Raw genomic sequence first — 7633 nt, 5'->3', positions numbered from 1 at the left:
TTAAAGTCGCTGGAATAGTGGAATCTGACGCTCCCTTACGTAAAGAGTATTATCCAGAGCACCCACTCGCCAACGAAGAAGGTTATATCTTCAAACCCAATGTTAATGTGATTGAAGAAATGGCAGATATGATGAGCGCTTCTCGTTCTTATCAAGCTAATGTGCAAGTGACCGAAGCCGCCAAGCAAATGCTAAATAGCACGCTCAACTTGGGTAAAAGTTAAGGAATAGCCTGTGTCTACGATTAATCCACTACAAAATAATTATTGGCAGCCTGAGTCGGTTGTTCCTGAAAGCAACAATAATCAGTCGTTGGGACAAGAAGATTTTTTCGCCTTGTTAACTACGCAGTTGCAATATCAAGACCCGAGTAAACCAGTTGATAATGCCGAAATGATCGCGCAGATGGCTTCTTTTCAGACCTCTGAGGGGATTGCAGAGTTAGGCACTAAATTTGACACCATGAATTCCATTATGAATTCATCGGCAGCCCTACAAGCGTCGACCTTAGTTGGGCAAAAAGTCTTGGTTCCTCTAGATTACGGGTATAACTCAGGGCAGGGCTTTGATGGTGTAGCGGTGACTAATGCTGCTGCCACTAATGTGAAAGTTACCGTTGAGAATGCCGCAGGAGAAACGGTGAAAGTCATCGAACTAGGGGAAGGGAGCGGCAATATGCCTTTCTCATGGGATGGTACTGATTCTAATGGGGAGCTTCTGCCAGAAGGCACCTACAACATTAAAGTAAATGGGATTCAAGGGGGCAAAGAAATTAGCCTACCAACCGCAACTTATGCCAACGTTGGGAGTGTCAGTCTTGCTGGTGGAACATCTGGTGTAGTAGTTAATTTAGAAGGTTTGGGCGGCATTGCTATGAGCGATGTCTTAGAAGTATCCAAAGCCTAACAAAGAATAGTAAAACGATAGGAGATTGAGAGATGTCATTTAATATCGCGCTAAGCGGCATCAATGCCTCGCAAAAGGATCTTGACGTTACAGCGAACAACATTGCCAACGTCAATACCATTGGTTTTAAAGAGTCGCGAGCAGAGTTTGCCGATGTCTATGCTACATCGATTTTCTCTAATGCTCGTACCGCTGTGGGTAACGGGGTGAAAACCGTAGATGTTGCCCAACAATTTCACCAAGGAAGCTTAAACTTTACCCAGAATGCCTTAGATATGGCCATTAGTGGTGAAGGTTTCTTTGTTACCGCGTCAGATTTAACTACTCAAACTCGAGAGTTTACTCGTGCTGGGGCGTTTAAATTAAATGCTGATAACTTCATTGTTAACTCGCAGGGTCAATACCTACAAGGTTACACCGTGAATAATAGTGGCACTCCATCAGCGGTGAGTATGGCGGCGACCAACGCTATTCAAATTAGCGCTGAAGTGGGTAATCCGACGATGACGGGTAAGGTAGACATGAGTTTCAACTTGCCCTCTAGCGGCAGTACTCATGACATCGGAGATTTTGACCCAACAGATAGTAATACTTACACCTCGGCGACGTCGGTGACAGTATACGATTCGCAAGGTGGTTCGCATGTTGCCGAAACTTTCTTTATTAAAGATGATACGACTGCCAATACTTGGCATAAGTTAATTTATATCGACGGTAAACCGGTAGATGTGGCTGGCGGTACGGCCCATACCCCTAATGCTGGTAATGCCAACCCAAGTATCCCTAGGTCAGCGACCTTAACCTTTGATAACTCCGGCGCTTTAGCGTCGACGACGCCTTTGATTATTGAAACCGTCGCTTTGGGTACTGCGCCACCAAATGGCCCTGGCGGTGTTTGGGATCCAGTAACGGGTTCAGTTGACCCAACTCAAACCATTACCTTTAACTTAAATGGCCCAACCCAATATAACTCGGCCTTTGAAGTATCTAGCTTGTCGCAGGACGGTTCAACCGTAGGTAAGTTAACCGGAATTGACATTGGCCCCGACGGTTTAGTAGTGGCTTCATACAGTAATGGTCAAACCGACAATATTGCGAAAGTTGCGATTGCCAAATTTGCCAACAACCAAGGTTTGTCACAAATTGGCGATACTTCGTGGCAACAAACCCAATTGAGTGGTGAAGCGATTGCCGGCGAAGCCAACTCGGGCACCTTCGGTAAAATCAACTCTGCCTCATTAGAGCAGGCAAACGTTAATTTGACTGAACAGTTAGTTAATTTGATTAGTGCTCAGCGTAACTTCCAAGCTAACTCCCGTGCTTTAGAAGTTAACTCAACGCTACAGCAAACCATTATTCAAATCCGCTAATCAGGCTCTGTATATTAAAAAAGGCAGCTTTGGCTGCCTTTTTAGTTCATTGATTTTATTACTGTTTACTTTCTTCGTAAAACCATTTTTCTTCTTTGGCATTATATTTGCTGTTAAATCTATTGAGTCAGCTAATTGACGAAGGAATAGAAATGGATCAACTACTTTATATCTCGATGACCGGCGCTAAGCAGAATATGCACTCGCTGGCGGTTCGTGGTAATAACTTAGCAAACGCTAATACTACCGGCTTTAAGGCCGACATAGAGAACGCGCGTTCAATGCAGGCATTTGGCCCCGGCATGCCGTCTCGAGTATTTGCGATGACTGAACGCCCAACTCAGAATTTTGGCGATGGCCTACTTAAAACCACCGGCCGAGATTTAGATGTTGCGATTAAAGGCGAGGGTTGGATTTCCGTTCAGGATAAAGATGGCCAAGAAGCCTTAACCCGAAATGGCAATTTTACCGTATCTGCTGCAGGGGTATTACAAACCATGCAGGGGCAGGCGGTATTGGGTGACCAAGGCGGGCCGATCATTATTCCTCTCCCCGTTGAAAAGCTAGAAATTAATGAAGATGGCACTATCGAAATTCGTCCTGAAGGGGCGCCTGCGGACGCCTTAGAAGAAGTTGGCCGAATTAAACTCAGTCGGCCTTTTGCAGCTGATTTGTCTAAAGGTAATGATGGTTTGTTTCGCTCAACTTCCGGTCAAGCTTATCAAGCTGACGCCACTGTTGAGCTGGTAAAAGGCGCGCTGGAAAGCAGTAACGTCAACCCAGTGCAAGAGATGACCCAAATGATCAGCATGCAGCGTCAATTTGAAATGCAAATCAAAATGATGAAAGCCGCTGAAGACAACGATAAAGCCACCAATAATCTGTTGCGATTAAGTTAGGAATAAGGAGCGTATTATGCATCCCGCGTTATGGATCAGTAAAACCGGCTTAGATGCCCAACAAACCAACGTATCGGTTATTTCTAACAACTTAGCCAATGCCAGTACGGTGGGTTATAAGAAAAGTCGAGCGGTATTTGAAGACTTACTTTATCAAACCATTAATCAACCCGGTGGGCGTTCTTCTCAGAATACCCGTATGCCGTCGGGCCTGATGATAGGGGCGGGTGCCAAGGTCGTTGCAACTCAGAAAAATCATGAGCAAGGCAATGTGCAAACCACCGATAACGCTTTTGATTTAATGATTGATGGGCGTGGCTTTTTTGAAGTGCTGATGCCTGATGGCACCACCGCTTACACTCGTAATGGCCAATTTGGGCTAAATGATGAAGGCACTATTGTTACCCCTGGTGCGGGGTACCCTTTGCAACCCGAAATTCAAGTACCGGAAGATGCGCAAAGCTTTACCGTGGGTGAAGACGGCGAAGTAAGTGTCCGCTTACCAGGACAAACCGATAGCCAAGTTATTGGTCAAATAACCATTACTGATTTTGTTAATCCATCGGGTTTAGAGCCTCGTGGTCAAAACCTCTACTTGGAGACAGGAGCCAGTGGTGCCCCACAAAATGGTATTGCTGCTGAAAATGGTTTAGGTGCGATTCGTCAAGGTTCGTTGGAAACCTCTAACGTCAATGTAACTGAAGAATTGGTTAACTTGATTGAAGCGCAGCGTGTTTACGAAATGAACTCTAAAGTGATTTCTACAGTAGACCAGATGTTGAATTTCGCAACGCAGCAACTGTAGATAAGACTTAGAGAGAGGGATGGCTCATGAATAAGCTATTAATAATTGCAAGCTGTTTGGCGATAGCAGGATGTTCTAGTGTGAATACTGCGGTGGTGCCAGATGACCCTGAATTTGCCCCAGTTTACCCAGAAGAAGTGCCAGTAGAAGCCAAAATTACCGGTTCTTTGTTTGCCGAGGATCAGGCAAACAACTTGTATTCTGATAAAAAAGCCCACCGAGTGGGTGACATTATTGTAGTGAACTTGGCTGAGCGAACCCAAGCCAGTAAATCGGCCAGTAATGATTTGGCGAAAAATAAGAGCTTTAATCTTGATCAAATCACTATCCCTGGTGGTGTTGCAACCATTGGTGGTAACCCTATTGAACTAGGCCTTGGTCAGAAAAGTGCTTTTGCTGGTGAAGCCGATGCGGCTCAAAGTAACAGTTTAAACGGCAATATTTCAGTGAATGTGGTTCGTGTATTGGCGAATGGCAACTTAATTATTAGCGGCGAGAAGTGGTTAATGTTGAATAACGGTAATGAGTATATTCGCCTTACCGGAATTATTCGCCCAGAAGACGTGTCTCCCGATAACACTATTACTTCATTGCGTATTGCCAATGCGCGGATCCAGTACGGTGGCACCGGGGATTTTGCCAATACTACCGAGCAGGGTTGGTTATCTAAATTCTTTAATGGCCCAGTTTGGCCTTTTTAAAGCCTAGCAGTGAGGAGTAGTGCCATGTTGAAGCGTAGCATTTTTGTATTGATTTTAGGTTTGTCTGTGATGGCGAATACTGCCAGTGCCGCGCGAGTAAAAGATGTGGCCAATGTTGCTGGTGTGCGTTCTAACCAATTAACTGGCTATGGTTTAGTGGTGGGCTTACCCGGCACCGGTGAAAAGAACAGTGATTTTGCTAAGCAGTCTTTTGCCACAATGTTACGCAACTTCGGTATTACCGTTCCTCCGGGCACTAACTTAAAAATCAAAAACGTGGCGCCAGTTGCGGTACATGCAGAGCTTCCCGCTTTTGTTAAACCTGGTCAAACAATTGACATCACGGTGTCGGCGATTGGTGAAGCGAAGAGTTTGCGAGGTGGCAGTTTGATCCAAACCTTTTTAAAAGGCGCCGATGGAGAAGTTTACGCTTTGGCACAAGGTAGCTTAGTGGTTGGTGGCTTTGGTGCCGAGGGAGCGGATGGCTCTAAGGTGATTTCTAATACCCCTACAGTGGGGCGCATTCCCAATGGCGCAATTGTTGAGCGCGCGGTACCTTCGCCGTTTATGAGTGGTGATACCATTACCTTTAATTTGAAGCGTTCTGACTTTACCACCGCTAAACGCTTAGCCGATACCATCAACAATTTAGTGGGTCCTAATACTGCTACGCCAATGGATGCTGCTTCGGTACAAGTGTTTGCTCCTAGAGACCCCGGTCAGCGGGTTGCTTATTTATCGACTTTGGAAAACTTGAGTTTTGAGCCAGCATCAGAATCGGCCAAGATTATTGTTAACTCACGAACCGGTACCATTGTGATTGGTAAAGATGTTCGGCTATTGCCTGCGGCTATTACCCACGGTGGTTTAACCGTGAAAATTTCAGAAACTCCGGTGATTTCTCAGCCTAACCCATTCTCAGATGGAGAGACGGTACAAACCACCGTGAGCACCATTGAAGCGACTCAAGAAGACTCTCGTATGTTTAATTTTGACCCGGGTGCGTCTTTGGATGATTTAGTTCGCGCGGTTAACCGAGTAGGTGTTGCACCGGGTGACTTAGTCTCTATTTTGGAAGCGTTGAAACAAGCTGGCGCAATCCAAGGCGAGTTATTGGTGATTTAACATGGCGATGGATGCAGTCAAGCAATCAGCAAATTATCATGACTTAGCCAGTTTGGATGAGTTGCGAAGTGCTGCGCAAAAAGATCCAGATAAAGCCTTAAAGCAGGTTGCTAGCCAATTTGAGTCTTTATTTATGCAAATGCTAATGAAGCAAATGCGTAAAAGTAATGCCTTGTTTGAGAGTGACTCACCCCTAAATAACCGCCATACCCAAACTTATCGTGACATGCATGACAACCAAATGGCTTTGGAATTGTCATCGTCAGGAGCCCTAGGTTTAGCCGATTTAATTGTGGCGCAGTTAAACCCTGCCGCTGCCAATGTAACACCGGCTTCGGTGCTACGAGGTGGGCAAAATATTGATTTACAAAAACGTTCTTCTCAGGCCGAGAGTGAAAATGGCAAGAATATTGCTATATCGACTAAGGTAACGGCTGATGAAAGCAAAACTTTAGCGAAAACATCTAAGTTGCCAGTTAGCCCTGAATTAGAGGCAAATATTGCGACAGAAAAACGGCAAAATTTTGCCTCTCCTGCTGCCTTTATTGAGACTATTTTACCGGTAGCTAAGAAGTGGGCAGCAGAGAAAGGTATCGAGCCTCTGGCGATTGTAGCGCAGGCGGCTTTGGAGTCGGGCTGGGGTAAAAAGGTTATCGCCAATCGAGATGGTTCTAGCAGTTACAATTTATTTGGCATTAAAGCAGACAGTCGCTGGCAAGGAGATAAGGCCGTGGTAAGCACTTTGGAATATCGAAATGGACAAGCCCGCCGAGAGCAGGCTGCGTTTCGTTCCTATTCTTCATTTGAGGAAAGTGTAAAAGATTACCTGTCTTTTGTTGAAGGGCCGCGTTATCAACAAGCCCTAGCGCAAGGTCATGATGCCAAGCAATATGCCAAAGAATTACAGGCGGCGGGTTATGCCACCGATCCGCAATATGCCAACAAAATTAGTCAAATTTTGGACAGTCAGCATTTCTCAACATTTCGTGATGAGCAGGTTGAAGGGGAGTAATAGCAAATGGCAATGAACGACCTATTAACCATTGGATCTTCCGGAATTGCTGCGCATCAACGTTTATTGATGACCACCGGTAATAACATTGCCAACGTTAATACACCGGGTTACAGCTTACAGCGAACCTTTTATACCGCAGATACCCTAGGTGGCTTGCGCGAAGGTTATACTGAGCGAGTACTCAATGGTTTCGCTCAAGCGCAAATGTTTCGTGATACTTCAACCTTAGCCAACCGCAATGCCTACTTGGAGTCGGTGAGTTATATCGATACCATTTTGAGTGATGATGCGCTGGCCTTAAGTAGCAAATTTGATGATACTTTTACTCAGTTGCACGCCACTACAGATAACCCTACTGCGCTATCAACTCGTGAATTGGCGCTTTCTCAATTCAATGCTTTAACCGATCGCTATCGTACCCTTAACGAACAGTATCAAATCCAAGAGAAAAATCTCAGTCAAGACATTACTGAAAAGGTGAATGAGGCGAATGCTTTAATTACCAATATTGCTGAAATCAACAAAGAGATTATCTCTGCTGGTGGTCTTAATCCCTTAGACGGTAAGGTGGCCACATTAGCTGACAAACGCGACCAGGCGATTAAAGAGTTGGCTGAGTTGGTTGATATCAATACCATTGATCAAGATGACGGCTCCACCTTGGTATTTATGCGCTCTGGCCAAGCCTTGGTTTTACAAGATGATAAGGCTATTTTGGCGGTGGCTGACGGTGACCCCGATACTACGCAGAAAGAAATGACCTTGTCCTTATCTGGCTCCGCCCGCATCATTGGGCGAGCAGATATTGGTTC

General features: G+C 45.4%; 9 protein-coding genes. All 9 read left to right on the top strand.

Annotation, left to right across the window (positions count from 1 at the left end; genetic code table 11):
- The coding region (locus ACQY6Q_RS07805; RefSeq protein ID WP_427979865.1) for a flagellar basal body rod protein FlgC at positions 1-224 on the top strand (224 nt) is incomplete at its 5' end.
- 10 nt (positions 225-234) lie between these two features.
- Entirely contained in the window at positions 235-906 is a 672-nt protein-coding gene (locus tag ACQY6Q_RS07800) for a flagellar hook assembly protein FlgD (RefSeq protein WP_427979862.1), read from the top strand.
- Between the two features lie 32 nt (positions 907-938).
- Positions 939-2276: a flagellar hook protein FlgE gene (gene flgE / locus ACQY6Q_RS07795; protein ID WP_427979859.1), complete on the top strand. Its 1338-nt coding sequence runs from the start codon at positions 939-941 to the stop codon at positions 2274-2276.
- A 152-nt stretch (positions 2277-2428) separates the two neighbouring features.
- Entirely contained in the window at positions 2429-3175 is a 747-nt protein-coding gene (gene flgF, locus ACQY6Q_RS07790; RefSeq protein ID WP_427979857.1) for a flagellar basal-body rod protein FlgF, read from the top strand.
- Between the two features lie 16 nt (positions 3176-3191).
- Positions 3192-3980, top strand: coding sequence for a flagellar basal-body rod protein FlgG (flgG, locus tag ACQY6Q_RS07785; RefSeq protein ID WP_427979855.1), 789 nt, complete (start codon positions 3192-3194; stop codon positions 3978-3980).
- 26 nt (positions 3981-4006) lie between these two features.
- Complete coding sequence (gene flgH, locus ACQY6Q_RS07780; protein ID WP_427979853.1) at positions 4007-4681, top strand: flagellar basal body L-ring protein FlgH; 675 nt, start codon at positions 4007-4009, stop codon at positions 4679-4681.
- Positions 4682-4705: 24 nt separating this feature from the next.
- Entirely contained in the window at positions 4706-5806 is a 1101-nt protein-coding gene (locus ACQY6Q_RS07775; protein WP_427979851.1) for a flagellar basal body P-ring protein FlgI, read from the top strand.
- Between the two features lies 1 nt (position 5807).
- Positions 5808-6818, top strand: a complete 1011-nt coding sequence (flgJ, locus tag ACQY6Q_RS07770) for a flagellar assembly peptidoglycan hydrolase FlgJ (RefSeq protein WP_427979849.1) — start codon at positions 5808-5810, stop codon at positions 6816-6818.
- 12 nt (positions 6819-6830) lie between these two features.
- A partial coding sequence (locus ACQY6Q_RS07765; RefSeq protein WP_427979847.1) for a FlgK family flagellar hook-associated protein occupies positions 6831-7633 on the top strand: 803 nt, incomplete at its 3' end.

Origin of the sequence: Agarivorans sp. (genome assembly GCF_050295395.1) — a bacterium.
Taxonomy (GTDB): Bacteria; Pseudomonadota; Gammaproteobacteria; order Enterobacterales; family Celerinatantimonadaceae; genus Agarivorans.
Note: the sequence above shows the minus strand (reverse complement) of the source record. Positions and strands in the feature narration are given on the sequence as shown.

Bases quoted from the DNA above. Each gene is read 5' to 3' on its own strand.
- flgF (WP_427979857.1), top strand. From the start codon at position 2,429: ATGGATCAACTACTTTATATCTCGATGACCGGCGCTAAGCAGAATATG.
- ACQY6Q_RS07775 (WP_427979851.1), top strand. From the start codon at position 4,706: ATGTTGAAGCGTAGCATTTTTGTATTGATTTTAGGTTTGTCTGTGATG.
- flgJ (WP_427979849.1), top strand. From the start codon at position 5,808: ATGGCGATGGATGCAGTCAAGCAATCAGCAAATTATCATGACTTAGCC.
- flgE (WP_427979859.1), top strand. From the start codon at position 939: ATGTCATTTAATATCGCGCTAAGCGGCATCAATGCCTCGCAAAAGGAT.
- flgH (WP_427979853.1), top strand. From the start codon at position 4,007: ATGAATAAGCTATTAATAATTGCAAGCTGTTTGGCGATAGCAGGATGT.
- flgG (WP_427979855.1), top strand. From the start codon at position 3,192: ATGCATCCCGCGTTATGGATCAGTAAAACCGGCTTAGATGCCCAACAA.